At 62.7% G+C, this 23,815-nt stretch carries 22 protein-coding genes; 19 read left to right on the top strand and 3 right to left on the bottom strand.

Features of this window, described 5'->3' with window-relative positions; translation table 11 throughout:
- The first annotated feature begins 57 nt into the window (after positions 1–57).
- The 12 genes from IVB18_RS26650 to IVB18_RS26595 all read left to right on the top strand — a co-directional run bounded on the left by IVB18_RS26650 (position 58) and on the right by IVB18_RS26595 (position 9,239).
- Positions 58–561 (top strand): XF1762 family protein, encoded by a 504-nt coding sequence (locus tag IVB18_RS26650; protein ID WP_247983396.1) that lies wholly within the window; start codon positions 58–60, stop codon positions 559–561.
- Complete coding sequence (locus tag IVB18_RS26645; protein WP_247983395.1) at positions 558–2,042, top strand: terminase; 1,485 nt, start codon at positions 558–560, stop codon at positions 2,040–2,042. Before IVB18_RS26650 ends, IVB18_RS26645 begins: the two co-directional genes overlap by 4 nt.
- A gap of 73 nt (positions 2,043–2,115) precedes the next feature.
- Positions 2,116–2,322 carry a hypothetical protein gene (locus IVB18_RS26640; RefSeq protein WP_247983394.1) on the top strand — a complete coding sequence of 69 codons (207 nt, stop codon included), beginning with the start codon at positions 2,116–2,118 and terminating at the stop codon, positions 2,320–2,322.
- Positions 2,323–2,325: 3 nt separating this feature from the next.
- Positions 2,326–4,026 (top strand): portal protein, encoded by a 1,701-nt coding sequence (locus tag IVB18_RS26635; RefSeq protein ID WP_247983393.1) that lies wholly within the window; start codon positions 2,326–2,328, stop codon positions 4,024–4,026.
- Complete coding sequence (locus IVB18_RS26630; protein ID WP_247983392.1) at positions 4,026–4,352, top strand: hypothetical protein; 327 nt, start codon at positions 4,026–4,028, stop codon at positions 4,350–4,352. The genes IVB18_RS26635 and IVB18_RS26630 overlap by 1 nt, the downstream gene beginning before the upstream one ends.
- Positions 4,349–4,693 carry a hypothetical protein gene (locus IVB18_RS26625; protein WP_247983391.1) on the top strand — a complete coding sequence of 115 codons (345 nt, stop codon included), beginning with the start codon at positions 4,349–4,351 and terminating at the stop codon, positions 4,691–4,693. Before IVB18_RS26630 ends, IVB18_RS26625 begins: the two co-directional genes overlap by 4 nt.
- A complete protein-coding gene (locus IVB18_RS26620) occupies positions 4,680–5,513 on the top strand; it encodes a hypothetical protein (RefSeq protein ID WP_247983390.1) in 834 nt (277 codons plus the stop codon). Before IVB18_RS26625 ends, IVB18_RS26620 begins: the two co-directional genes overlap by 14 nt.
- Positions 5,514–5,519: 6 nt before the next feature.
- Complete coding sequence (locus IVB18_RS26615; RefSeq protein ID WP_247983389.1) at positions 5,520–6,557, top strand: major capsid protein; 1,038 nt, start codon at positions 5,520–5,522, stop codon at positions 6,555–6,557.
- A gap of 71 nt (positions 6,558–6,628) precedes the next feature.
- Entirely contained in the window at positions 6,629–7,045 is a 417-nt protein-coding gene (locus tag IVB18_RS26610) for a Bbp16 family capsid cement protein (protein ID WP_247983388.1), read from the top strand.
- Between the two features lie 44 nt (positions 7,046–7,089).
- A complete protein-coding gene (locus IVB18_RS26605; RefSeq protein WP_247983387.1) occupies positions 7,090–7,521 on the top strand; it encodes a hypothetical protein in 432 nt (143 codons plus the stop codon).
- Positions 7,522–7,569: 48 nt separating this feature from the next.
- The gene (locus tag IVB18_RS26600; RefSeq protein ID WP_247983386.1) at positions 7,570–7,977 is read left to right on the top strand and encodes a hypothetical protein; all 408 of its coding nucleotides are present in this window, start codon (positions 7,570–7,572) and stop codon (positions 7,975–7,977) included.
- A gap of 5 nt (positions 7,978–7,982) precedes the next feature.
- A complete protein-coding gene (locus tag IVB18_RS26595; protein WP_247983385.1) occupies positions 7,983–9,239 on the top strand; it encodes an SGNH/GDSL hydrolase family protein in 1,257 nt (418 codons plus the stop codon).
- Between the two features lie 202 nt (positions 9,240–9,441).
- On the opposite strand, the gene IVB18_RS26590 is transcribed toward IVB18_RS26595, so the two are convergent.
- The gene (locus IVB18_RS26590; RefSeq protein WP_247983384.1) at positions 9,442–10,188 is read right to left on the bottom strand and encodes a hypothetical protein; all 747 of its coding nucleotides are present in this window, start codon (positions 10,186–10,188) and stop codon (positions 9,442–9,444) included.
- 159 nt (positions 10,189–10,347) lie between these two features.
- Between IVB18_RS26590 and IVB18_RS26585 the strand changes: the two genes are divergently transcribed.
- From IVB18_RS26585 to IVB18_RS26565, 5 genes are read left to right on the top strand one after another with little or no spacing between them, the layout of a single operon-like run.
- Complete coding sequence (locus IVB18_RS26585) at positions 10,348–10,647, top strand: hypothetical protein (protein ID WP_247983383.1); 300 nt, start codon at positions 10,348–10,350, stop codon at positions 10,645–10,647.
- Between the two features lie 3 nt (positions 10,648–10,650).
- The gene (locus IVB18_RS26580; RefSeq protein ID WP_247983382.1) at positions 10,651–11,295 is read left to right on the top strand and encodes a hypothetical protein; all 645 of its coding nucleotides are present in this window, start codon (positions 10,651–10,653) and stop codon (positions 11,293–11,295) included.
- Entirely contained in the window at positions 11,295–13,379 is a 2,085-nt protein-coding gene (locus tag IVB18_RS26575; RefSeq protein ID WP_247983381.1) for a hypothetical protein, read from the top strand. Before IVB18_RS26580 ends, IVB18_RS26575 begins: the two co-directional genes overlap by 1 nt.
- On the top strand, positions 13,369–13,977 hold the full coding sequence (locus IVB18_RS26570; protein WP_247983380.1) for a hypothetical protein: 609 nt from the start codon (positions 13,369–13,371) through the stop codon (positions 13,975–13,977). Before IVB18_RS26575 ends, IVB18_RS26570 begins: the two co-directional genes overlap by 11 nt.
- Positions 13,946–14,392 carry a hypothetical protein gene (locus tag IVB18_RS26565; protein ID WP_247983379.1) on the top strand — a complete coding sequence of 149 codons (447 nt, stop codon included), beginning with the start codon at positions 13,946–13,948 and terminating at the stop codon, positions 14,390–14,392. The genes IVB18_RS26570 and IVB18_RS26565 overlap by 32 nt, the downstream gene beginning before the upstream one ends.
- Here IVB18_RS26565 and IVB18_RS26560 read toward each other — a convergent pair.
- Positions 14,389–15,027 carry a hypothetical protein gene (locus tag IVB18_RS26560; protein ID WP_247983378.1) on the bottom strand — a complete coding sequence of 213 codons (639 nt, stop codon included), beginning with the start codon at positions 15,025–15,027 and terminating at the stop codon, positions 14,389–14,391. The two genes, IVB18_RS26565 and IVB18_RS26560, sit on opposite strands and share 4 nt — an antisense overlap.
- 18 nt (positions 15,028–15,045) lie before the next feature.
- Between IVB18_RS26560 and IVB18_RS26555 the strand changes: the two genes are divergently transcribed.
- Positions 15,046–16,956 carry a hypothetical protein gene (locus tag IVB18_RS26555; RefSeq protein WP_247983377.1) on the top strand — a complete coding sequence of 637 codons (1,911 nt, stop codon included), beginning with the start codon at positions 15,046–15,048 and terminating at the stop codon, positions 16,954–16,956.
- Here IVB18_RS26555 and IVB18_RS26550 read toward each other — a convergent pair.
- Positions 16,946–17,089 (bottom strand): hypothetical protein, encoded by a 144-nt coding sequence (locus IVB18_RS26550; protein WP_247983376.1) that lies wholly within the window; start codon positions 17,087–17,089, stop codon positions 16,946–16,948. The two genes, IVB18_RS26555 and IVB18_RS26550, sit on opposite strands and share 11 nt — an antisense overlap.
- A 14-nt stretch (positions 17,090–17,103) precedes the next feature.
- Between IVB18_RS26550 and IVB18_RS26545 the strand changes: the two genes are divergently transcribed.
- Complete coding sequence (locus tag IVB18_RS26545) at positions 17,104–23,787, top strand: hypothetical protein (RefSeq protein ID WP_247983375.1); 6,684 nt, start codon at positions 17,104–17,106, stop codon at positions 23,785–23,787.
- Positions 23,788–23,815 lie beyond the last annotated feature (28 nt).

Below are 23,815 nucleotides of genomic sequence, written 5' to 3'. Positions count from 1 at the left end.
GCGTCATGCTCGGCCTTGGCGCATTCGCCTTGGCGCTTTTCATCGTGATCCTGACCGATGGCTAGCGCGGCGACTAAACGGCTTGTGATTGCGCCGACGACGATCGCCAAGGCGAACGCGTTCGTCACTGCGTATCATCGCCACAACAAGCGGGTGCAAGGCGCGCGCTTCGCGATCAGTGCGCTCCTAGACGGCGAGATTGTCGGCGTCGCTATCGTGGGCCGGCCGGTGGCCTGGAAGCTCGACGACGGGTTGACGGCGGAAGTAACGCGCTGCTGCACCGATGGCATCAAGCGAACGCTCGACAACGGCCACACCGTCCCGGTCTGCTCCAAGCTCTATGCGGCGTGCTGGCGCGCGTGGCAGGCGATGGGCGGCCGCAAGCTGATTACCTACACGCTGCAATCTGAGCCGGGTTCGAGCCTGAGCGCGGTGGGTTTCCAGATAGCTGCCGAGGTCAAGACGTTCCCGGCCGGCAAGGGTTGGACGTCGCGCGAGGGCCGGGAATATCAGGACGTGAACGGGCAAGCGAAATTCCGGTGGGAAGCTGTGCAGCCATGAAGGCCAGCGCGTCTAAACGCGATCCGAACGACGCGATCATTGAGCTTGCGGCGGCGTGCCAGTTCGATCCCGACATGTGGTCGCAAACGGCCTGGGATTGGGGCCACGGGCAGCTTGCCGAGTACGATGGGCCGCGCTCCTGGCAGACAGATATCAACCGCGTGATCCGCGATCACCTCGCCGATCCGGCAACGCGCTATGAGCCGTTGCAGATATCGGTCGCGTCCGGCCACGGCATCGGCAAGTCGGCCGAGATGGGCATGCTCTCGAATTGGGCCATGTCCTGTTGGGATGACGCGAAAGTCCTGATGACGGCGAACACCGAACCGCAGTTGCGCACCAAGACCGCGCCCGAAGTCGGGAAGTGGTTCAAGATGTCGCTGACCGGCTCGTGGTTCGACGTCCAGGCGATGAGCATCAAGTCACGCGACCCGCAGCACGGCGATAGCTGGCGCATGGATTTCCTGACCTGGAGCGAGCACAACACGGAAGCGTTCGCCGGCCTGCACAACAAGGGCAAGATCATCCTGCTCCTGTTCGATGAGGCGTCGAAAATTCACGATAAGGTTTGGGAAGTCGCCGAGGGCGCGATGACCGACGAGAACACCGTGATCATTTGGGTGGTGTTCGGCAACCCGACGCGCAATAGCGGCCGTTTCCGCGAGTGCTTCCGCCGCTTCCGGCATCGCTGGATCAATCGCCAGATCGATAGCCGCACGGTCGAGGGCACGAACAAAAAGTATCTGCAGAAGCTCGTCGATGACCACGGCGAGGACAGCGATGTCGTCAAATACAGAGTGAGGGGGCAATTCCCAGCCCAAAGCGCCATGCAATACATCTCTGCTGATGACGTTGACAAAGCCCGCGCGGTGCATCTCCGCAAGGGTAGCTATGCCTTCGCGCCCGTGATCCTGGGCGTCGATCCGGCTTGGACGGGTGACGACAAGTTCGAGATCATGTTGCGGCAAGGGCTCTACTCCAAGAGCCTCGCGAGCATCGCGCGCAATGACAACGATATCGAGATGGCGAACCTGATCGCGCGCCTGGAGGATGAGCATCAGGCCGATGCGGTGTTCGTTGATGCGGGCTATGGCACGGGCATCGTGTCGGCCGGTCAGGTGATGGGCCGGACGTGGCGGCTTATCTGGTTCTCGGGCAAGCCGATCGATCCCGGCTATCTGAACAAGCGCGCCGAGATTTGGGGCACGGGCAAAAAGTGGATCAAGGCGGGCGGTGCGATCGATCCGAAGGATGAGGACTTGTATCAAGACCTGATCGGGCCGGAGACCGTGCCGCGTTTAGACGGCAAGGTCCAGCTTGAGAGCAAAGAGGACATGAAGGATCGCGGCCTGCCAAGCCCCAACAAAGGCGACGCGCTCATGCTGACGTTCGCGGAGCCCGTTGCGAAGAAGGTCCGCCATGTGGGCGGGCAGGCGATCAGCCAGCATCAAGCCGCCGTCGATTACGATCCGCTGTCCTAGCTGTTCGTGGCGGCAACCATTCGCGGGATATGCGTCGGGCAACCGAAACGCTCCCGCGAACTGGTGATCTTCCATGTGCCTCGTCCCCAGCATCCCCGACCCCAAGCTGCCGCCCGAGACGCAGGCGATGCAAGAGCCGGACGGCGCAGCCGTTCGCTCCTCCGTCAGCCGCCGCCTGGGCGACAAGGCACGGTCGAGCAGCGCGAACACGATCCTCACGTCCGGTTCGGGTGTCGCCGCAGCCGCGCCGACGCAGGCCAAGACGCTGCTCGGGCAGTGATCCATGACCGTCAACGCGCCGCGCTTCGAAAGTCAAATCCAGTACCATCGCCGCCGCGCTGAGGAACTGAAAACAGTTCGCCAGCCGTGGGAAAGCGAATGGTCGGGGATCGCGGATCACATCGATCCGACGCGGCTGCGATTGACCAACCGCAACGAACGGTCGGTGAGCCGCGCCAAGATCATCGATAGCAGCGCCACGTTCGCCTATCGCACGCTCAAGTCTGGCATGCATTCCGGCCTCACGTCGCCCGCGCGGCCGTGGTTTCGCCTGACGACGTTCGATCCCGATCTGAAAGACTTCGCCCCGGTCAAGGAATATCTCGCGGCCGTCGAGACGCGGATGCGCGAGGTGTTCTCGGGCTCCAACATCTACAACGCGTTTCATACCGGCTATGGCGATCTCGCGCTGTTCGGCCAGCCGTGCGGCATCCTGGTCGATGACGATCAGAGCTTCGTTCGCATGCAACAACTGCTCAACGGGCGGTTCTGGATCGCCCGTGACGAGAAGGGCCGCGCGACCACGATGTATCGGCAATTCCGCTGGTCGGTGCAGCGGATCGTTGGCCGGTTCGGATATGCGGCCGTCGCGCGCGTCAGCAACTCCATCAAGACGGCTTATGACAACGGCAAGTATGATCAGATTTACGACGTCTGGCATGCCGTCGAGCCGCGCATGACGCGCGAGCCGGGCCTGATCGACAAGGCCAACAAGCCGTTCCTGTCGAACTACTGGCTCGACGCGACGACGGACAACAACGGCCTGCTCGAGGAAAGCGGGTTCGATGACAACCCGATTGTCTGCCCGGCGTGGGAATTGGCCGGCGACGATCACTATTCCACGTCGCCCGGGCAAGACGCGCTCGGCGATACCAAGATGCTCCAGAAAGAGCAGGCGCGGAAGCTTGAAGGCATCGACAAGAAGGTACGGCCGCCGATGACGGGGCCGACCTCATTGCGCAACAATCCGGCGTCGCTCCTGCCTGGGTCCGTCACTTATGTCGATGATCCGACCGGCAAGGGCTATCGGCAGGCGATGGAAGTGAACCTGTCGCTATCCGAGTTGCGCGAGGATATCCGCGACGTGCAGGAGCGTTTGCGGCAGGTGTTCTATGCCGATCTGTTCCTGATGATCTCGAACATGGAAGGCATCCAGCCGCGCAACGCGGTCGAGATTGCGGAGCGCAAAGAGGAAAAGTTGCTCGCGCTCGGGCCGGTCCTGGAGAACATTTATAACGGCCAGCTTGAGCCGGTGATTGACCGGACGTTCAACATCCTCAACCGCCGCCGCGAGTTGCCGCCGCCGCCGCGCGAAATCGCCGAACAGGATTTGAAGGTCGAATATATCTCGATCCTCGCGCAGGCGCAGAAGGCCGTCGCCACGGGCGCGATCGAACGGTTCTCCGGGTTCGTCGGCCAGCTTTCGGCGGTGAAGCCGGAAGTGCTCGACAAGTTCGATGCCGACGAGGCGGCGGATCAGTACGCCGACGCGCTCGGCGTGCCGCCCTCGATCGTCGTGTCCGACGACAAGGTGAAAGCGGCCCGCGACGCGCGCGCCAAGGAACAGCAGCAAGCCAAGAACGCGGAAATGATGGCGACCGTTGCCCCGGCCATGAAGCAGGGCGCGGACGCTGCAAGCGTGCTCGCGAGCGCGGGCCAGAACCCCAGCGGCCAAGCCCTCTTGCAACAGATTGGGATTGGCTGATGACGCGCGCAATCCTCGTTGTGCTCGCTCTATTGGCGCTCCAGGGCGAGGCGTCCGCTCGGCCGCGCGCGTGGTGCGGCTGGTGGATGGGGCAGCAACTCGGGAAGCTCGATCCCTCGCTGTGGCTCGCCCGCAATTGGGCGCGCGTCGGATCGGCCGCCAACGGTCCAGGCGTCGGCGTTGTTGTGGTGTGGGCGCATCACGTCGGCATCATCACCGGCCGCGCCGCAAGTGGCGAATGGATCGTCAAGTCTGGCAACGACGGCCATCGCGTGCGCGAACGTCCGCGCTCGCTCGCCCGCGTGATCGCGTTGAGGGTGCCGTGACCGATTTGAGCGAACAACTCTCGCCAGAGCAAGAAATCACCCGCGCGGAAATAGCGAAGGCATTCCGCGACACGCTCGCAACGGTCGCGGGCAAGCGCGTCCTCTACTGGATTTTGGAGGAATGCGCGATCTACCGCGACGCCTATTGCGGCGAGAACAACGCGACGAACTACACGCTCGGGCAACAGGCTAGCGGGCGGAAGATCATCGCAAAGCTCGATGAAGTCGATCCGCGTCTGTACCCGTCGCTCCTGACGGACATGGCCGCGATCAGGGAAATGGACAGAGCGGCGTCGAAAGCGACTGCCGACAACATGGAGAACGACGATGCGGACGATTAAGCACCCCGGCTTGATGATGACTGCTAGCGAGCGCGTCATGGGCCGGTTCATGCGCGCGCCGGAGCATCCGCCCGCCGCGACGCCGCCCGCTGGCGAGGTGAAGCCGGCCGGCGACGTGAAGCCCGCGCCAGATCCCGCCGCGAGCGTGCTGTTTCCGAAGGAAGGCGAGCAGCCGAAACCTGAACCCGCTGCCGGTGATCCTCCGAAGGAAGGCGACAAGCCGAAGGCTGAGGATTGGAAAGAGTACGTCGCCGATCCCGCGAAGTCGGAAGCGGACAACGCCACGGCGAAGGCCGCGCACGACAAGACCAAGCCGGCCGCTGCCGATCCGGCCGATACCGTTCCGGCCGATGGCAAGTACACGCTCGCGATGCCCGAAGGCGTCCAGGTCGATCAAGCGACGCTCGATGCTCTCAGTCCAGAGTTCAAGGAAATGGGCCTGACGAACAAGCAGGCTCAGAAGCTCGCGGACAAGTTCATCGAAGCGCAGCAGAAGCAAGCGGCCGACAAGGGCAAGGCGTGGGGCGAGACCGTCACGGGCTGGGTCGATCAAGCCAAGGCGGACAAAGAGATCGGCGGCGACAAGTGGGACGGCACGGTCAAGACCGCCACGCGCGCCGTCAACACGCTCGGCACGCCTGCGCTCAAAGAATATTTGGAAGCGACTGGTGGCGGCAACCATCCGGAGCTTATCCGTTTCATGGCGAAGGTCGGGGCCATGATCAAAGAGGACAACCCGGCTGACGGCGGTGCGGGCGGGTCGGGCAAACCGGCAGAGGCCGCGCACGTTCTCTTTCCGCACGACGCACCGAAAGGCTGATGAACTATGGCGACTATCGGACAATCCTACCCCAACCTGATCGACGCCTACAAAGCGTCGGCCGAGGGCACCGTTATCGAAATCCTCAATCGGCAAAACCCGATCCTGGATGACGGGATCGCAACCCAGTGCAACATGGACGCCGTTCACCGGCACATGATCCGCACCGGTCTGCCGTCCGTCGCCTGGGGCCGCCTCTATCAGGGCGTGCCGCAGTCCAAGAGCACCATGCAGCAGGTTGACGACACGACCGGCTTTCTGGAAGCCGCGTCGCTCGTCGATAGCCGGTTGCTCGCGCTCGCTCCCGACCCGGCCAAGCAGCGCCTCGTCGATAGCTCGCCGTACCTGGAAGCCATGAACCAGGAAATGGCGACCGGCATTTTCTACCATGACACCGCGACCACGCCCGAGAAGTTCAAGGGCCTGTCCGCGCGCTTTTCTCTGTACAACACGAACCGGCCCGACCCGGCCAAGCCGAACATCGCGAACCATGTGATCCACGGCGGCGGCGCGGGCTCGGACAATACGTCGATCTGGTTCGTCACCTGGGGCGATCACGCGACCTCGTTGCTCTATCCCAAGGGCACCAAGGCCGGCGTCTCGATCGAGGACAAGGGCGAACAGCGCGTTCTCGATGCGAACGGCAACCCGTACTATGCCAAGGAAACCATGTTCCGCTGGCACATCGGCGCGTTCGTGAAGGATTTCCGCTACAACGCGCGGATCGCCAACATCGACGTGTCCGACATGATCGCCGGAACCGTCGATCTGTGGGCGCTGATGCGCAAGGCGTACTATCGCCTCCAGTCGCGCCGCCGCGACGCCGTGTCCAGCCGCATCGCGATCTACATGAACCGCGACGTGCTCGAAATCCTCGACGCGCAGTCGAGCGACCGTTCGCTGCTCGCGGCCAACCCGAACTACACCGGGCTGTCGCAGGCAGTGGTTGAGGGCAAGGAAGTCAAGACGTATCGGGGCATCCCGATCCGCGAGACTGACGCGATCCTGAACACCGAGGCGCTGGTCGGCTCCGTCGCCATCTAATTCGGCCCGGCCCGCTTCGGCGGGCCGTTCCTCCCGTAGCTGGCCGGAAGGCCGAACCCTGAGGCTCACCTATGATTTTCGATCTGCAAACGCTCCTGTCGAACGCACAGGCGATTGTCGCGTCCGCCGTGTCCACCAACGTCGTCGATCTCGGCCCGATCGCGAACGGTCTCGTCCGCGATATCGGCAAGGGCAGGAACACCCCGCTCCTGATCCAGGTCGTGGAGGACTTCAACAACCTGACTTCGCTTAAGGTTGATCTCCAGGTTGCGGATGACGCGGCGTTCGGCACGAACCTGACGACTGTGTGGTCCTCCACCGAAGTCCTCGCCAACCTCAAAGCCGGATACATCTTCGTGCCCGAGAACATCACGCGGCGCACGAACAGGCGTTTCATGCGCCTGAACTACACCGTGACCGGCACCGCGCCGACCACGGGCAAGATCACGGCCGGCGTCACCATGGGCAATCAGAGCGCGCCGGCTTAACCGGCGCGTTTCTCTGACGCTTCCACTGTAGAGGGACTGAAATCATGGTGAAGGTCATTGCGACCACCAAGGGCTACTTCGCCCATACCATTCGCGAGATGGGCGAGGCGTTCGCGATCCCGGATGAGATTTGGGAGGACGTGAAGCGCCGTCCGTCCTGGGTCGTCCTGGCCGGCGCTGCCGCTGCGGTCGAGGCCGTCGAGGTCAAACCGGCCGCCGAACTGATCGTGATCCCTGCCGATTGGGAGGACATGAGCGCGGCCGATCGTCGAGCGCTCGCGTCCAAGATCAGCGGCGCGGAAGTCAAGCGCGCGCCGGACGCGGACAAGATCATCGAGGCGTACGTTGAGGCGAACAAGCCTGCGCCGTTCGATGACGCTCCCGAGCCTCAGACTGTGGCTCAGGCTCAGAAGGCGGCCGGTGGCGTCGAGCCCGACTGGATCGCGCCGGGTGAGCCCAAGCCGGTCGCCGACTAAACGGATGGGGCGGTTCGCTGCCCCTTCCTTCTTTCTGCGGGGGTGGCTGTGGCCGATATCTTCAATGATCAGCGCGTTGTCGGCGTTCACTATGTCGCGGACGGCACGACGATGTACAACGGCCGGCCAGTCGTCGGCGTTGTTGCCGTCGCTGACGGCTTGTTCCTGGTTGACAATCAGCGTGTCGTCGGCGGCGTCGAGATTACTGACGGCAGCACGTTCTACAACGATCAGCCGGTTCTCGGCGCGGTGCTGATCTCGAACGGCCGCAAGCTCTACAACAACCAGTTAGTCACTCCCCTTGGGACAGTGGGGGCAGCATCGTTCGCTCCCTATCCGGCACCGACCGGATTTCACTGGGATTTTGTCACGAGCGCTGCCGATGGCGGCCAGCGCGTAACCAGCAGCAACGACAATAACCAGCCCGTTGTCGCGCTGGTTGCCAATGGGAGTTAGAACCGATGGTTGATATCTACCAGATCCCGCTTACCACGAAGCGGGGCCCTAGCCTTGCGTTCTACGGCGACAGCATCACCGCGAACGGCATCGGCGCATCCGGCAACCTCACCAACAACAACGCGCTTGGCTATTCGTTCTGGACAAACGCGATGACGGGCCAGCGCTTCTATTCGCCGCCCGCGCTTAATTTTGGTGTTAGCGGTGACAAGCTTTCGGACATGCTTGCGCGTCTCTCGACGGTCACGGCTGCGCGGCCGGACATTTGCGTGGTCCTCGGCGGCACAAATAGCCTTTCAGCAGACATCAGCTACGCCAACTGTATCTCTCAGCTTGGGCAGATATATGATGGCCTTCAGGCAGTCGGCTGCACAGTGATCGCGGTTCCGATCCTCGGTCGAAGCGACGCCGTCTTGACGGCACAACAGCGCATTCGTGGAATCGGCATCAACAACTGGATGAAAAATCAGGCGGCAACGCGCCGGAATTTCTTCGTCGCGGACTGCGGGCTCTCGTTCGATGACCCGACATCGGCGTCGTGGGGTGCACTGTCTGGCTATACCTACACCCCTGGTCTCCACCCCAGCCCCAACGGCGCATTTACCGGGATTGCGGCCAAGATCGTCAGCATCTTGAATATCATCGCGCCAGACTGGCGCATATTGCCGGCTAATCAGTCCGATACTTACGACGCGACTGACAACCCGAAAGGCAATATGCTCAACAACGGACCGTTTGTCGGCGGCGCGAGCACTGCAACCAGCACGAGCCTATCGACGACGGCCGCGCTTGGTGTGACTGCGGCGGCATCGAAGGGCACAAATACGGACAATCGAAACATCCAGACATTGACGCTTTCCGGGACCACGACAGGCGGTTCGAACGGGCAGATATTTCTTAGTCAGGGTTTATCGGCGGGGGCGCTTGCTGGCCTTCAGGCCGGAGACGAAATCGAGGCGTTTGTCGAGGTCCGCTGGTCAGGCGGTTTCACGAATATCGCGTATCCCTATTTTGAGATGCGCACCACGGAAAGTGCGACCGTCTACCAGAGACAAACTGGCGTCGGTCAATTGGCAAACCCTTACGGCATTAGCAGCACAAACGGCTTTCTCAGGTGGAGAACACCAAGCCGGGTGCTGACTGCAACACCAAGCGCCGGGTCTATTCAGCTTGGGATATATCTGATCAGCCCGATCACCAACGGCCAGAGCGTTGCGGGTGTGATCGACTTCATGTCGGCTGAAGTCAGGAAGATCAATTAGTAAGGGGGCGTTTTTCTAGGGGCTGAGAGGCTCTGCCATTCCATGCGTCAGCGACTGTATCATCCGCCAGCGTTCGCAAGGTTGGTCCGTTTGCCCCGCAACTGAAGCAATGTATCCAGCCATTTCGGCTGTCATCCCGGACTAGGTCGAGTTGATCCTGAATTCCGCAGAATGGGCACGCATCAAGTCGCTTCATTTTTTTTCAGACTGCATTCGTGGTTGAGAGGGGGTTCCGCTCACCCAGAACTTCAGCAAGCCGGGATTTGTATATAGGCGATTTGGTGCGCATCTTGCGGCGATCTCGGCACCATCTGCTGTTGTCAAACGCACCAAAAATCAGGTCCTTCACCAGATCGCCAAGCAGCCCAGCCTCACGGAGAAAGTGACCTACAGGATGAGAGGCAAAAGGCACAGCAACAATAGTGCATCGTGGGAACGTGGCCCGAAATAGCCGCCCATGCCTAGCGTCGGCGTGGGTTGGATCAGTGAGAACGAACGCATCGGTATCCGCCGCGCCAATCATGGTATCGTCGATGAACTCAATCTGATCTGCGTCGGTTTTCCAGCGCCCTTCGAAAGGCGGCTTTCGTGGATCGGGCGAGAATATGGGAGAGATCGCAACCGCCCGTTTCGCTCCAAGTGCGCTGGCAAACTTCATTGCCGCATAGGCGCCCATGCTCGAACCGTAGGTGACAATGTCCTTCCCGGAGGCGGCCCTTCGGATTGCGGAGAGCGCGTCTAGCATCTCGGGGTACTGATACCAGTGATTTCCGGCGCACTTCACGTAAAAGCCGTCAATGGCTTGCTTGCGCGCGAAGTCCTGGCCGAAGCCCTGATCGGAAAGATTGCGCGGGGCTATCGTCCGTTCTGTGAACGAGATCAGAACAATGTTAGAATTGAAAGTGTTAACGCGGTCTACTTGGACGTTTGGACTTAAGAAAAACGGCATTCTGGTACTCCCTGCAACCAGAATAGCACTGACTTAGCCACCGGCTCAATCCGTCCACTCTCGTCCACTCCCTCAGGGGCAGTGAAAGTGTGGCCTTGGTTTAGAGAAACAACCATCTAGCCCGATTGTGCCATCCGTGTCGATGATCACGGGTGGAAGATGGCAAAGCTCGCAAGCCTCAAGCAGAAATACAGCGACATGGCCCCTCGGCCGGCTGACGCTGACGGGGATGAATACTATCCCTGCCTCTACCTCGACGAAAAGCAAATGGAAGCGCTAGGCATCGACGCCGCGCCGCGCGTCGGCACGGAAATGTCGATGGTGGCGACCGTTCGCGTTTCGAGCGTCAGCGATAGCAAGGGCGGCGGCCGGTCGATCTCGTTCGAGATTGCCGAGGCTGCGCTTGAGCCGAAGAAGAAAGAGCCCGATGCCGCGTCCGTCCTGTTCCCGAACGGGTGACGAATGGCCTCGATTGTCTCGATCTGCAATCTTGCCCTGTCCAATCTCGGCAAAGACAACATCAACGCGCTGTCGGAGCCGACGCCTGAGGCGCGAGCGTGCAATCAATTCTATGAGCACACTCGCGATCTGCTGCTGCAAGGCTATCCCTGGCGCTTCGCGACCAGGACGATTGCGCTTGCCCTGGTGACCAACGACAAGGCAGGCAAGTGGGCCTATGCCTACAAGCGCCCGAATGACTGCCTCAAGGTGCTGTGGCTGCGGCCCTCGTACTCGGCAGACAATCCATGCCAGCAAACGGAGCAAGAGGAAATCGCCAACCCCTACGAGATCGAGGGCGAGGTGATCTATTGCAATCTCTCGACGGCATTCCTGCGCTACATCGTTCGGCTGGTTGATCCGACCAAATTCCCGCCGCTGTTCGTCGAGGCGCTGTCCTGGCACCTCTCTGTCAAGCTGTCGATGCCGTTGACGCGCGATCCCAAGGTTCGCGCCGATGCATTCCAGCTTGCCCAGCGGACGCAGGGCGCGGCTGAAATGGCAGACGCCAACGAGGTCCGCGAGACTTCCGATATTGATAGCGATTTCTTGAAGGGACGTAGCGAGGGATCGGCTCCGGGCAATCTGCCGCGCGGCTGGGTGCCCTGATGGCTGAGCTTCGCACCTATCAACCGTCCTTCACTGCCGGGGAGTTGTCGCCGGCCTTGAGCGCGCGAACCGATCTCGCGAAGTATGGGAGCGGGCTCAAGACGGCGATCAACCTGTTCATCCATCCGCACGGTGGCGCGTCGAACCGGGCTGGGACGCAATTCATCAACGAGGTCAAGGTGAGCGCGAACGATGCGCGAATGATCCCGTTCCAGTTCAATACTGAACAATCCTATGTGCTGGAGTTCGGCGACCTCTATTTTCGTGTCTACCGCGATGGCGGACTGGTTCTTTCGGCCGGTCTGCCTTACGAGGTGGTGACGCCGTACGCGCATGCCGATCTCGACGAACTCGTTGTGATCCAAGAGGCGGACGTGATGTATGTCTGCCATGTTGGCTATCCCTTGCAGAAGATCGCGAGGTTGGCGGACAACAATTGGACGATCACGCCCGTGTCGTTCACGCCAAAGATGGCCGCCCCGACAATCAGCAGCGTGACATACTCCGGGAGCACGACGCCAAACACGATCTATAAATACGTCGTCTCGGCGATATCTGCCGCAAACGGCGAGGAGAGCCTACCCTCGGCGTTCGGGCAAGTCCTCGGCGACTTGAACTATGCGAACTCAACGGTGAGCATCACATGGGGCGCGGTCGCTGGAGCGGATCGCTATATCGTCTACAAGGAAAGCGGCGGCACCTATGGCTATATCGGCGGCACCGATGGCACGTCATTCGTAGACAAGAATTTCACGGCGGACCAAAGCGACACGCCGCAGAAGGCGCGTAACCCGTTCAACGGCGTCGGCAACTATCCGCGCTGCGGCGCGTTCGTCGAGCAGCGGCTTGCGCTCGGCTCGACCAAGAATGATCCGCAGGCTATCTGGATGTCGCAATCCGGCGTCTATGAAAACTATGGCGTTTCTCAGCCCGCCAAGGCCAGCGACGCTGTCACCTTCCGGATCAAGGCCCGGCAGGTTAACGAGGTCCGCTCGCTCCTGACGCTCAAAGGCATGATGGTGCTAACGTCCGGCGCGGAATGGATCGTGTCGGGCGGATCGAACTCCGACGCGATCACGCCTTCCGCGATCAGGACCGACAATCAGGGGTATCGTGGGTGCGCCAAGGTGCAGCCGCTCGTCGTCGGAAACACGGTGCTGTTTGCGCAGCGCAGCGGCGGCGTCGTTCGTGACTTCTCGTTTGAGTTTGCACAGGACAGTTTCGTCGGCCGCGATTTGACGATCCTCGCGCGGCATCTTTTCGAGAACAAGAACATCAAGGCTTGGGGCTATGCGCAAGCTCCGTACTCGATCGCATGGGTGATCCTCGACGATGGATCGCTCGTCTCGCTTACCTACCTTCGGGAACATGAGGTATGGGCATGGACGCGTCACGAAAGCGGTCTCGACAATGACGCTGTTTTCGAGGACGTCGTTGTGATCGGCGAGGGCAATGAGGACGTCCCGTATTTCCTGGTCAAGCGCACGATCAATGGCGTGGCAAAGCGCTACATCGAGCGGCTGCATACGCGCGTGTTTGCGACGATCGCCGATGCGTTCTTTGTCGATTGCGGCCTGTCGTACAACGGCGGAGCGACCAAGACGTTCGGCGGTCTCGGTCATCTGGAGGGACAAGCCGTCGTCGCGCTCGCGGATGGCAACGTTATCCGCAACCTGACCGTAGTTGGCGGCGCGGTGACGCTCGCCAATGCGGCTTCAAAGGTTCATATCGGCCTGCCGATGGTTGCCTCGCTGCAAACGCTGAACCTCGATCTCGGTCAGGTCCAAGGTCTCGGCACGGTGCAGGGCCGCATGAAGTCGGTCAGTGAGGTGACGCTGCGCGTTGAGAACACGCGCGGGATTTTCATCGGGCCTTATGACGGCGATCGCGACAGCCCAAAACTCGTCGAGTATCGCCAGCGATCTACTGAGGCGTGGAACGAGGCTATCGCTATGTATACCGGCGATATCAGGATGACGCCGGCCTGGGACTGGAACACGGCGGGCAGCATGTGGGTGAAGCAATTCGATCCGCTGCCGATGACTATCCTCGCGATTATGCCGGACGTGACCGTTGGCCGCTAACATCGAGATTGTCCCGGCGCGGGCGAAGCATATCCGAACGATTGCGCGGCGGATGCGGCAGGCCGATCGCGATGAAATCGCGGCGGGCTCGGGCAAGTCGCCGGCCGAGGCGTTGGCGTTCTCGCTGCGCAAGTCGTCGATAGCCTGGGTGGCGGTGATCGACGGCCGGCCGGAAGTCATGTTCGGCGCGGCTGATCTCAATATCCTTGCCGGGGTCGGTGCGCCCTGGCTGCTCGGGACGGACGCGATCGAGCGGCACTATCTGGCGTTCCTGCGCGGCTCGGTCAGTTGGCGCGATCAACTGTTGCAGCGTTATCCGGTTCTCAGGAATTTCGTCGATGACCGGAACAAGGTCTCCAAGCGCTGGCTGGCGTGGCTTGGCTTCAAGTTTTCCGATCCGGTCATTTTCGGCGGCTACGCCTTCCGGGCGTTCGAATTGAGGTCTTGCGATGTGCGAAATAATGACGGCTCTGGCGATCGGCTCGACGGTGTTGGGCGCGGCCGGCGCGGTGCAGCAGGGGCAAGCGGCGGCGGCCTCAGGCCGGTACAACGCGCAAATCTCGGACATGAACGCGACGCTCGCGGATCGCCGGGCTAAGGACGCGCTCGATCGCGGCGCGATTGTCGAACAGCGCAAGCGCCAAGAGGTCGCGGGCGTGGTCGGCAAGCAGACTGCGGCGATGGCTGCGAATGGTGTTGATCTGACGTTCGGTTCGCCGCTGGATACGCTGGTCGATACCGCCACGATGGGCGAGCTTGACGCGCTGACGATCAGGACCAACGCCAACCGGGAGTCCTATGACTACCGCGTCCAGGGGGCTAACCAGCGCTCACAGGCGATCTTGCAGCGCTCGCAGGCGGACAGCGCCGAAATGGGCGGGTATCTGAAAGCCGGTGCAACGATCCTTGGCGGCGGCGGTCAGGCTTACGGAAAATACAAGGCGGGCGGCGGGAAGGGATTCGGCAGTCTTTTGATGGGCGGCGGATCGCCTAGCGGTTACGGGGCAGGCTAATGGTCAAGGTTCCTGAGTATCAGCAATCGGTGGATCTGCGCCCGGAGTTTCGGCAGGACGTTGACGTTCGCGCGACGCCGGAGAGCTTCGGCGCGGATATCGGCAAGGGCCTGGAAGCGCTCGGCAAGGGTGCTGACACGGCGAGCGATGCGCTGTTCAAGGTCCAGCAGATTGAGGACGTGACGCGCGCGAAGGACGCGGACAATCGCTATGCGGAGTGGGTGCGCAATCGCCAGTACGGCGAGGGCGGGTTTATGACGCTGGAGGGCAAGAACGCTGTTGACGGTCGGACGGATTTCGAGCGCGAGGCCGCAGAGAAGCGGAAGGAATACGGGCAGGGTCTCCCGCCTGGAGCGGCGCGGGCCTATGACACGGCCTCGACAGCGCGGCTGCAATCGACTTTGCAGCAGTCGGTTGTTCACTCGGCGCAGGCGCGCAAGCAATGGGTCGGCGACGCCTCGGCGGCGCGCGTCCAGTCGTTCGGTGATGATGCGCTGGTGAACTTCAACAACCCGAAAGCCGTGACCAAGAACCTCGCGGCGGGCATCCTGGAGCTTCGCCAGAACGGCGAGTTGCACGGCTGGGACGCGGACACGCAAAGCCAGAAGGAAAAGGAATTCGTCTCGGGCGTTCACAAGAACATCACGCTCCAGATGGCGCAGAGCGATCCGATCGCCGCCGAAAAGTACATGGCGGATAAGGCTGATTTCATCAGCGGCGCGGATCGGTACGCGCTGGAACACTCGCTCAAGGTGCCGTTGAAAGAGGCGCAGTCCTCGCGCGCGGCGGCTGACTTCATTGCCGGTCGGACCAGCGCCGCGCCGACCGATGCGTTCATGGCTGATCCGTCGCCGGCCGGGTTGACGGATCGCGGCAACATCGACTTGACCAAGCGCCCGCGCGTCCAGAACGGAAAGGATATCAGCACCGTCAGGTCGGCGTCGTTCGATTTTGGTGACGGCAAGGAAACCCTGATCCCGACCGTCAGCGATGACGGCAAGTTGCTGTCGAACGATGAGGCTGTTGCGCAGTTCAAGAAAACCGGCAAGCACCTTGGAAAGTTTGAAACCCCGGATCAGGCGAGCGCTTACGCCAAGACGCTCCACGAACAGCAAGAGCAGATGTACGCCGGCAAGGCCCCAGCGGCCTCCGCGGGCCGGCCCATCGCCTCGGCCTATGACATGATCTCCCGGTTCGAGGGCTTCAAGTCCGCGCCCTATTGGGACGTGAACCACCTCCGCGTAGGGTTCGGCTCGGACACGATCACGCGCGAGGATGGTACCGTTGCCGAGGTCAAGGCGGGCATGACCGTGACGCAGGCCGATGCCACGCGCGATCTGCAACGGCGCATCGTCGCGACGCAGGGCAAGATCGCCGGGACCGTTGGTCAAGACAAGTGGGACGGGCTTTCCGCGCCGGCCAAGGCGGCGGTGTCGTCGGTCGCCTACAATTACGGGACGCTGCCGCAGTCGGTTTCGGACGCGATCCGCACGGGCGGCCCGGCTGAGATTGCGACCGCGATCCGTGGGCTCCAGGACAACAATGATGGCGTGAACAAGAAGCGGCGCAACCAGGAGGCTGACGCGGTCCTTGGCATCAACATGACGGCGGCGGGGCGCGACACGCAATCGTTCTTCACCGATATGGAAAGCTACCTCTCGACGATCAAAGACCCGCAGGTTCAAGAGCTAACGCGTAAGCGGATCAACGCGATGCTCGAAACGCAGCACAAGGCGCAGGAGGCGAACGAGAGGCAGGCCAAGGCGGCGCTCTGGAACTATATCGACCAGGGCAAGACGCCGGATCAAATCCCGATGGAGGTTCGGCAGGCGGCGGGTATGGCTGCGGTGTCGTCGGCCTGGAGCTACATGGACACGGTCCAGAAGGGCCGCGAGATTAAGAGCGATGAGGAAATGCTGTATGGCATGCGCCGCGCTGCGGCCATGGACCCGGAATTTTTCTCTAAGGTCGATCTGAATGACTATCGCGACAAGCTGTCTCGCGCCGACATCAAGGAACTGTCGGGGCTGCAATCCAGCGCGCTCACCGACCAGCGCAAGGCGCGCGAGGACGGGCTGAACCTGACTGCGGCGTTTTCGCAGGCTGAGCAGCAGTTGGCGGCCGTTGGCATTTCCACGGCCGGCAAGAAGGGAAGCCAGCTAGACGAGGCCAATAAGCGGGTGGCAAGTTTCAACAATGCGCTGGCCTCGCAGATGGACGAGTTTAAACGCGCAAACTCGGATCGGAAGCCGACGCAGGCCGATATTCAGTCGATGATCAATCGGCTGCTTCTGCCCGTCGTGGTCAAGACGCCGGGCACGCTGTGGGGCACCAACACATGGGCACCGCCCGGTGTTGCCGGCACGTTCAGCAATGGCAAGACGTTCGCGTTCGACGCAGCGTCGAGGCCGGACAACGCGACGGTCGATGTGGCGGTGAAGTATGCGGACATTCCGATCGACCTTCGACGGGGCATCGCGGGCGATCTGGAGCGTGAGCTTGGCCGCAAGCCTAGCGAGGTCGAGGTGACCAAGCGGTATCAGGATTTCGTCCTCAACCGTTGACGTTGATGATCCCGACTACGCCAAGCAGCCAGATCACAGCGACGAATGCTGTGATGAGGATGGCGGGCGCGATGATCATGTTGACGATGAAGCGCCGGGCGATTTGCGCCCGGCCGATCGGATTAGAGTTCACAGAAAGCCCCCGGAATGGATACGATCGCGGACTATACGGCCTGGAAAGCGAAGCAGCAACAGAACGGGGTCGAGGCGGCAAATACCGTGCTGTCCAGCGTCGAGGGCTCGCCGGATGAGGTTGCCGGCGATCTGAACCTTGCAACCGAGTTCGGCAAGGTGACGGGAAACCCGGTTCCGCCTGCGCCGATGGTCTCCGAATATCGGCCTGTCTTTCAGCAGGCAATTGAGCGCGAGAAGAACCGCACGATCCTGTCGAGCGCGCCGCGCCTGACGGAATGGCTGCGCAACCCGGAGAACGCGGCCGTCGCGCGCGATGATCTGTCGGGGCTGTCCTGGTGGGAAACGGCGATCGGCGCGGGCCAGAACGCCTTTAGCCGTGGCGTCCAGCGCGTCCCGCAGTCCTATAACCAGTTCCTCGCGAACTCGGCTGCGGAGCGCGCGCAAGACCAGATGCGCGGATTTACCGACATTCTATCCGACCAGACGGCAATCCGTGGCGCGAACGGCGACGTGATCGCGAACAAGCCGATCGCCGGGCCTCAAGACCTGATGGCGGCCGGCTCGCGGTTCCTGACCTCGCGCCTTGCCGGTCTGATCGGAATCGATGACCAGCAGGCGGCGGCCTACTATCAGCAGCAAGTCGGGTTGATCAACAAGCGGATCGGGGAAATTCCGTTGTCGCCGGCTGGATCGGAAGGGCGGGACTATTGGAACGAGGCCGCTAAGACCAACGATTTCGGCACGTTCATGCGCGTCATTGCGCAGCATCCAGGCCCGTTCATGGCGTTCGTTGGCGAGACGGCGGCCGAAAGCCTGCCGTCAATGGCGGCGGCGATCGGCGTCGGCGTCGTGACGCGCAGCCCTGCGGCGGGCGCGACGTTCATGGGCGTCAACTCGGCGATCACGGAGAAGGGCAGCACGCCGGCCGATTTCTTCCGCGAGAAGGGAATTGATATCTCGACGCCGGAAGGTGCGGCAAAGGCTGTCGGCGATCCTGCGCTGATGCGCGAGGCGATCAAGCGCGGCGACGCGCGCGGGCTCGTGGTCGGCCTCATGGACGGCCTCTCGGGCGGCGTGGCGGGCAAGACGCTTGTGCAGTCGCACGTTGGCAACATGATCCTGCAATCGATCACGCAAGCGTTCATGGGCGCGGCCGGCGAGGCGGGCGGCCAGATCGCGGCCGGCCAGCCGATCAGCCTGGGCGATATCCTGATGGAAGGGTTCGCGGAGTTTGCCGGCGCACCGGTCGAGGTCGCGGGCATGGGCGGCGGGCGCTTGATGGAAAGCGCGCGCAAGGTGAAAGAGGCTGGCGAGCGGCGGGCGCTGTTCGAGGCGCTGTCCGGCCAAGCGCAGTCTTCGATCCTGCGCAACCGGATGCCTGACAAGTTCCGCCAGTTCGTCGAGGCGGCGACGGCGAACGGCCCGGTCGAAAACGTCTATGTCCCGGCCGATCAGTTCGTGCAGTATTTCCAGGGCATCGGCGTCGATCCGCATGCCCTGGTCGATGAGCTCGACGGCGTGTCGCGGGACGATCTCGACGCGGCGATTGCGGGCGGTGGCGATCTCCAGATCCCGACCGCGACCTATGCCGCGAAAATCGCGGGCTCGCAGCATGACGCGTTCCTGATGGACAACATGCGGTTCGACCCCGACCAGTTTACGGCGGTCGAGGCACAGCAATTCAACGAACGCGCGCAAGAGGCGATGCAAGAGGCCCATGACGTCGCGGAGCGTGTCCGCGTCGAGGGCGAGCAACTGCGTTCGTTCGAGCAGGAAATCTATGACACGATGGTTTCCCGCCTGCGCGCTGCCGGTCGATCGACCGACGTGGCGACGACGGAAGCGATGCTTTACCCGGCGTTCTATCGGGTGATGGCGGAACGCTCCGGCCTGACGACTGAGGAATTCATGCAGCGCTATCCGCTGCCTCAGGTGGCCGGCGATATCCCGGAAGGCATCCAGTACAAGACGGCCGACGATCTGAACCGGACGCTCGCGGAAGCCCGTTCGCGCAAGGCGGTGAAGGACACGCGGCAAACGCTCCTGGAGTTCATCGACCAGCACGGCGGCATCAATGACGTCGGCGGCGAGTTGAAGGCGCGCAACGCTGAGACAGTCTCGCGGGGCAAGGGCAAGAAGTCGCTCAAGCTGGCGCGCAAGGGCGTCCTGGCCGGCGCGCGCGATCTGCTCGGCGGCGTCGCGGGAAGCGGCAAGAAGCACGGCGCGGACGATGTTGCGCAAGCGGCGATCGAGGCCGGGTTCCTGGCGGATGATCCGGCCGTTGATGAATACAAGGCAGCGCTCGCGGAAGGGCGCGAGGTGCCCGATATCGTGCGGCCGTTCATGGCGGCGATCGACCGCGAGTTGCGCGGTGAGCCGCAGTATTCGGCGACCGAACAGGCCGATCCTGCGGTAGCGCGCGCGGGTGAACTCGATGATATCGAGGCGTATCTTTCCAGCCTCGGCGTCACGCTCCAGGACGATGACGCGACAATCCGGCAGGCGATCGACGGCGCGAAGCAGTATGCGCAGGCCGGGCCGCGCCGGCTGTTCCAGTCGGGCGGTCCCGGCCCGCGCGGCGCGATCCAGTTTCCCGCTGCCGGCGTCGGCAATGGCGATACCGTGATCCGGCTGTTCCAGACGGCGGACCTTTCGACCATGCTCCACGAAAGCGGCCATTACTTCCTGACGGTGATCCAGGACATGGCGGCGCGCGGCGAGGACGGCGCGACGGCGGACTATGCCACGGTCAAGGAATGGTGGGGCGCGAACGCGGCCGATGTGGCGGCCGACGCCAAGCGTGTGATGCCCGACGTGGCGGTGACGGCTGATGACGTCAAGGCGGCGCTCGCCAACGGCACCACGGGCGACGTCATGAAGGACGCCGCAATCGATGTCGGCATGCAAGAGCAGTGGGCGCGCGCGTTTGAGGGCTATCTGATGGACGGCAAAGCGCCGTCGGCTGATCTGCGCTCGGCGTTCGAGAAGTTCCGGGCGTGGCTGATCTCGGTCTATCGCCGGTTGACCAGCCTGAACGTCACGGTCTCGGATGACATTCGCGGCGTGTTCGATCGCATGATTGCGTCGGACGATGAGATTGCCAAGGCGACGGCGGAAACCGGCGACGCCGGCCCGGTGTTCGCCACGGCGGAAAGCATGGGTCTCACGGACGAGCAGTATGCGGGTTTCCTCAAGCTGCGGGATCAGGCGCAGGAGGACGCCAAGGCGCGGCTGCTGCGCGAGACAATGGCCCCGATTAAACGGCAACAGGAAAAATGGTTCAAAGAGGAACGCAAGGCGGCCCGTGCTGATGTCGAGCGCGAGGTGAACGCGTTCCCCATGTATCGCGCGCTGGAGTGGATGGGCAATCGCCGTTGGCTCGGGGAAGGCCAGCCGGAGGAAATGCCTGATATCCGTTTGTCCAAGGATGCCCTGGTCGAGCGTTATGGCGAGGGCGTCCTAAAGACGCTGCCGCGTGGCAAGCAAACCGTCTACACGGTCGAGGGCGGCCTAGACCCGGACGAGGCGGCCGGCTGGTTCGGCTTCCGCTCGGGCGATGAAATGGTTCGGTCGCTGGAGGCGGCGACGCCGCGCAAGCAGGCGATCGATGCCGAGACCGACCGCGTGATGCGGGATCGCCACGGCGACGCGCTCAACGACGGCGAGATTGAGGCCCACGCGCTCGACGCGATCCATGGTCCGGACAAGCGCGGCATGTGGATTGCCGCCGAATTGAAAGCCGTGGTCGATGTCGCCGGCACGGGCAAAGCCATGACCATGAAGGAAGCCCGCGCGACGGCTCGGCAGACGATCGGCCGGATGCGCGTGCGCGACGCCATGAACGCCAACCGGTTCCTCGCGGCCGAACGCAAGGCGGCCGATGAGGCGGCCCGGCTCGGCGCGACCCTGGCTCGAGAAAAAATCTGGCTCGACAATGCCCGGCGCAAGATCGGCACGGCGGCGCGCGCGGCGGTACGAGGCGAGGGCTCGGTTGATGCGGTCAACGCAGCGATCGACGCCAACAACGCCAAGTTCGAAACCTCGATCGCGTCCTACACGGTCCCGGATCGCGAGGTTGTCGGGAAGGACGGGCAGGCCAAGACGGTCAAGGGCGGCCAGCGGACGGCTACCAGCCACGGTTACAACGATCTGGTCGCCAAGCTGATCGACGCCAAGCGGCGGCAACTGCTCAACCATGCGTTCTATTCTGAGGCGCGCAAGGTCGGCGATGAGGTCGAGAAGGCGGAACGGTTCGTCGACAAACTCGGCAAGGCGTCGCATCGCGAACGGATCGCGGGTGCTGGCCGGCGCGACAACGCACAGGTCGATTACCTGTCGGCGATCGACGAGTTGCTTGAGCGGTACGATTTCCGCCAGATGAGCGGCGCGGCCGAACAGCGGCGCGGATCGCTCAATGCCTTCGTCGCGGCCATGACGGCGGCCGGGCGCGAGAACGAACTTGCCATTCCGGAGAACGTGCTCGCCGATGCAATCCGCAAGCCCTACAAGACCCTGCCGGTTGAGGAACTGCGCGGCGTGGTCGATAGCCTCAAGAACCTGGAGCATATTGCGCTACGCTGGGACAAGCTGATCGACGCGCAACGCGAGCGCGAGTTCTCGGCGACGGCCGAAGGCATCGCCAGCGCGATCGACAAGAACCTGCCGAAGCGTCCGCCCGGCGCGGTCAAGACCAAGGGCGAACAGGCGCGCAACACGGCGCGGGCCTATCTCGATAGCGTCCTGAACGCGACCACGCTCTTGCGCGCGATCGACGGGTTCGCCGACCAGGGCGCGGCCTATCAGGGGATCAAGGCTCCGCTCGATGAAGCGCAGAACCGATTGATCGTTCGCAAGCAGGATGCGGCGAAGGCGCTGGAAGGGCTTTATGCGGTCTACACCAAAGAGGAACGGCGGGCGATGTCCGTCCGGACGGTCATGCCCGAACTCGGGATTTCCATCTCGAAATGGGAAAAGATCGCGCTCGCGCTGAACACCGGCAATGAAGGCAACCTGTCGCGCCTGACCGATCCGCGCGCGCGGCGGCCGTTCACGATGGATCAGGTGAGCGCTGTTCTCGCCTCCCTCGACGCGCGGGATGCCGATTTCGTGCAATCGGTGTGGGACTACATCGGCACGTTCAAGGGCGATATCGCCGCCCGTGAGCGGCGCGCGACGGGCGTAGAGCCGGCCTGGGTCGATGCGTCGCCGGTCACGATCGGCGGCAAGCAGTTGGGCGGCGGCTACTACCCCATCAAGTATGACACCCGCCTGAGCTCTACGGCGGCGGATCGAGAGACGGTCGATATCGCGCAGTCGCTCGCGGCCGGCCGGTTCGGCAAGGCTCAGACGCGCAACGGCCATTTGAAAGAGCGCGCGGCCGGTGGCGACGGGTCGATTGATCTCGACATTGGCGTGATGCACAAGCACGTCAATCAGGTGATCTATGACCTGGAGATGAGCGAGCCGGTCGCCAACGCGTGGCGGCTGATCCAGGACGGCCGGGTTCGTTCGGCCCTCGACGACGCCGGCCGCTCGGCGGACTTCGATGCGCTGCAAGCGTGGTTGAAGGACGCGGCTGAGGGCGAGCTTGGCGCAACGAGCCCGGTGGGCGCGGTGCTGCGCGGGCTCAAGTCCAACTTCACGGCGGCAAAGCTGGCGTTCAACATCTCGAACGCGCTGCTCCAGGTGACGGGTGTGGCGCAATCGTTCGTCGTCGTCGGCAAGAAGGACATGGCGATCGGCATCATGAAGGCCGCTCGCAATCCGGCTGCGGCCGCCAGCGCGGTCGCGGCGAAGTCGCCATTCATGGCGAGCCGCCAAACCACGTTCAACAAAGACGTTATGGATTTCCTTGAGGACAGCGCTGCGGGGGCAACCGCGTCCCGGATCAAGGAGTTCAAAAAAACGATCTGGGGTCCGGCGTCGTTCTGGCTGATGCAGAAAGTGCAGTGGCATTTCGCCGATGTGCCGACCTGGATCGCCGGCTACGAGCAGGGCTTGCGGAAGTTCGGCAACGATGAGGCTCAGGCGGTCGCGCACGCGGACGGCCTGGTGAAGCGCGCTCAGGCGTCCGGCCTGTTCATCGACCGGGCCGGCGTCGAGCGCGGATCGCTGTCGTCGCGCAATCGGCAGTACGATATCGTCAAGCTGTTCACGACGCTGGGCAGCTATATGTTCGCCAAGTTCAACGTCGCCTATGAGCGGACGGCCGTAGCCTCGCGCACCGTTCGCGACGAGGGCGTGTCTGTGAAGTCAGCGCAGGAGGTCGCAAGCTGGACGCTCGACATGACCTTGCTGTTCGTCCTGGAGGCGCTAGTTGGCGCGGCGATCAAGGGGCAGTTGCCGGGCCAAGGCGACGGTGGGGATGATGAAAGCTGGCTGGCTTGGCTGGCGAAGAATACCGCGTTCTCGGTGCTCGGGACGCTGCCGTTTATTCGCGACGGCGTGTCGGCGCTCCAGGGCCACGGCGGCGGCGGCGCGTATGGCTCGATCGTCGAGGAACTGTCAAAGCCTGCAAAGGAGGCGGCGCACGGCGAGGTCAATAAGGCCCTCGTCAAGTCGATCGTCAACGCTGCCGGCACGGTCACGGGCTTCCCATCTGTCGCCGCGAACCGTGTCGTCGATGCCGGGTGGCGTCAGTCGGAAGGCGAGGCCGTCTCGCCGCTGGAATTCGTGTTCGGCAAATTTAAGAAATAACCGTCCGTCGCCCATGGTCCCGCGATCA

It is taken from the genome of Bradyrhizobium sp. 186 (genome assembly GCF_023101685.1).
GTDB lineage: Bacteria > Pseudomonadota > Alphaproteobacteria > Rhizobiales > Xanthobacteraceae > Bradyrhizobium.
The sequence above is the reverse complement of the archived record's forward strand: the minus strand, read 5'-3'. Positions and strand labels throughout refer to the sequence as shown.

Excerpts from the sequence above, each read along its gene's own strand:
- IVB18_RS26650 (WP_247983396.1), top strand. The coding sequence starts at position 58 with ATGGCTAGCGCGGCGACTAAACGGCTTGTGATTGCGCCGACGACGATC.
- IVB18_RS26645 (WP_247983395.1), top strand. The coding sequence starts at position 558 with ATGAAGGCCAGCGCGTCTAAACGCGATCCGAACGACGCGATCATTGAG.
- IVB18_RS26640 (WP_247983394.1), top strand. The coding sequence starts at position 2,116 with ATGTGCCTCGTCCCCAGCATCCCCGACCCCAAGCTGCCGCCCGAGACG.
- IVB18_RS26635 (WP_247983393.1), top strand. The coding sequence starts at position 2,326 with ATGACCGTCAACGCGCCGCGCTTCGAAAGTCAAATCCAGTACCATCGC.
- IVB18_RS26630 (WP_247983392.1), top strand. The coding sequence starts at position 4,026 with ATGACGCGCGCAATCCTCGTTGTGCTCGCTCTATTGGCGCTCCAGGGC.
- IVB18_RS26620 (WP_247983390.1), top strand. The coding sequence starts at position 4,680 with ATGCGGACGATTAAGCACCCCGGCTTGATGATGACTGCTAGCGAGCGC.
- IVB18_RS26615 (WP_247983389.1), top strand. The coding sequence starts at position 5,520 with ATGGCGACTATCGGACAATCCTACCCCAACCTGATCGACGCCTACAAA.
- IVB18_RS26610 (WP_247983388.1), top strand. The coding sequence starts at position 6,629 with ATGATTTTCGATCTGCAAACGCTCCTGTCGAACGCACAGGCGATTGTC.
- IVB18_RS26605 (WP_247983387.1), top strand. The coding sequence starts at position 7,090 with ATGGTGAAGGTCATTGCGACCACCAAGGGCTACTTCGCCCATACCATT.
- IVB18_RS26595 (WP_247983385.1), top strand. The coding sequence starts at position 7,983 with ATGGTTGATATCTACCAGATCCCGCTTACCACGAAGCGGGGCCCTAGC.
- IVB18_RS26590 (WP_247983384.1), bottom strand. The coding sequence starts at position 10,188 with ATGCCGTTTTTCTTAAGTCCAAACGTCCAAGTAGACCGCGTTAACACT.
- IVB18_RS26585 (WP_247983383.1), top strand. The coding sequence starts at position 10,348 with ATGGCAAAGCTCGCAAGCCTCAAGCAGAAATACAGCGACATGGCCCCT.
- IVB18_RS26580 (WP_247983382.1), top strand. The coding sequence starts at position 10,651 with ATGGCCTCGATTGTCTCGATCTGCAATCTTGCCCTGTCCAATCTCGGC.
- IVB18_RS26575 (WP_247983381.1), top strand. The coding sequence starts at position 11,295 with ATGGCTGAGCTTCGCACCTATCAACCGTCCTTCACTGCCGGGGAGTTG.
- IVB18_RS26565 (WP_247983379.1), top strand. The coding sequence starts at position 13,946 with ATGAACGCGACGCTCGCGGATCGCCGGGCTAAGGACGCGCTCGATCGC.
- IVB18_RS26555 (WP_247983377.1), top strand. The coding sequence starts at position 15,046 with ATGGCGCAGAGCGATCCGATCGCCGCCGAAAAGTACATGGCGGATAAG.
- IVB18_RS26545 (WP_247983375.1), top strand. The coding sequence starts at position 17,104 with ATGGATACGATCGCGGACTATACGGCCTGGAAAGCGAAGCAGCAACAG.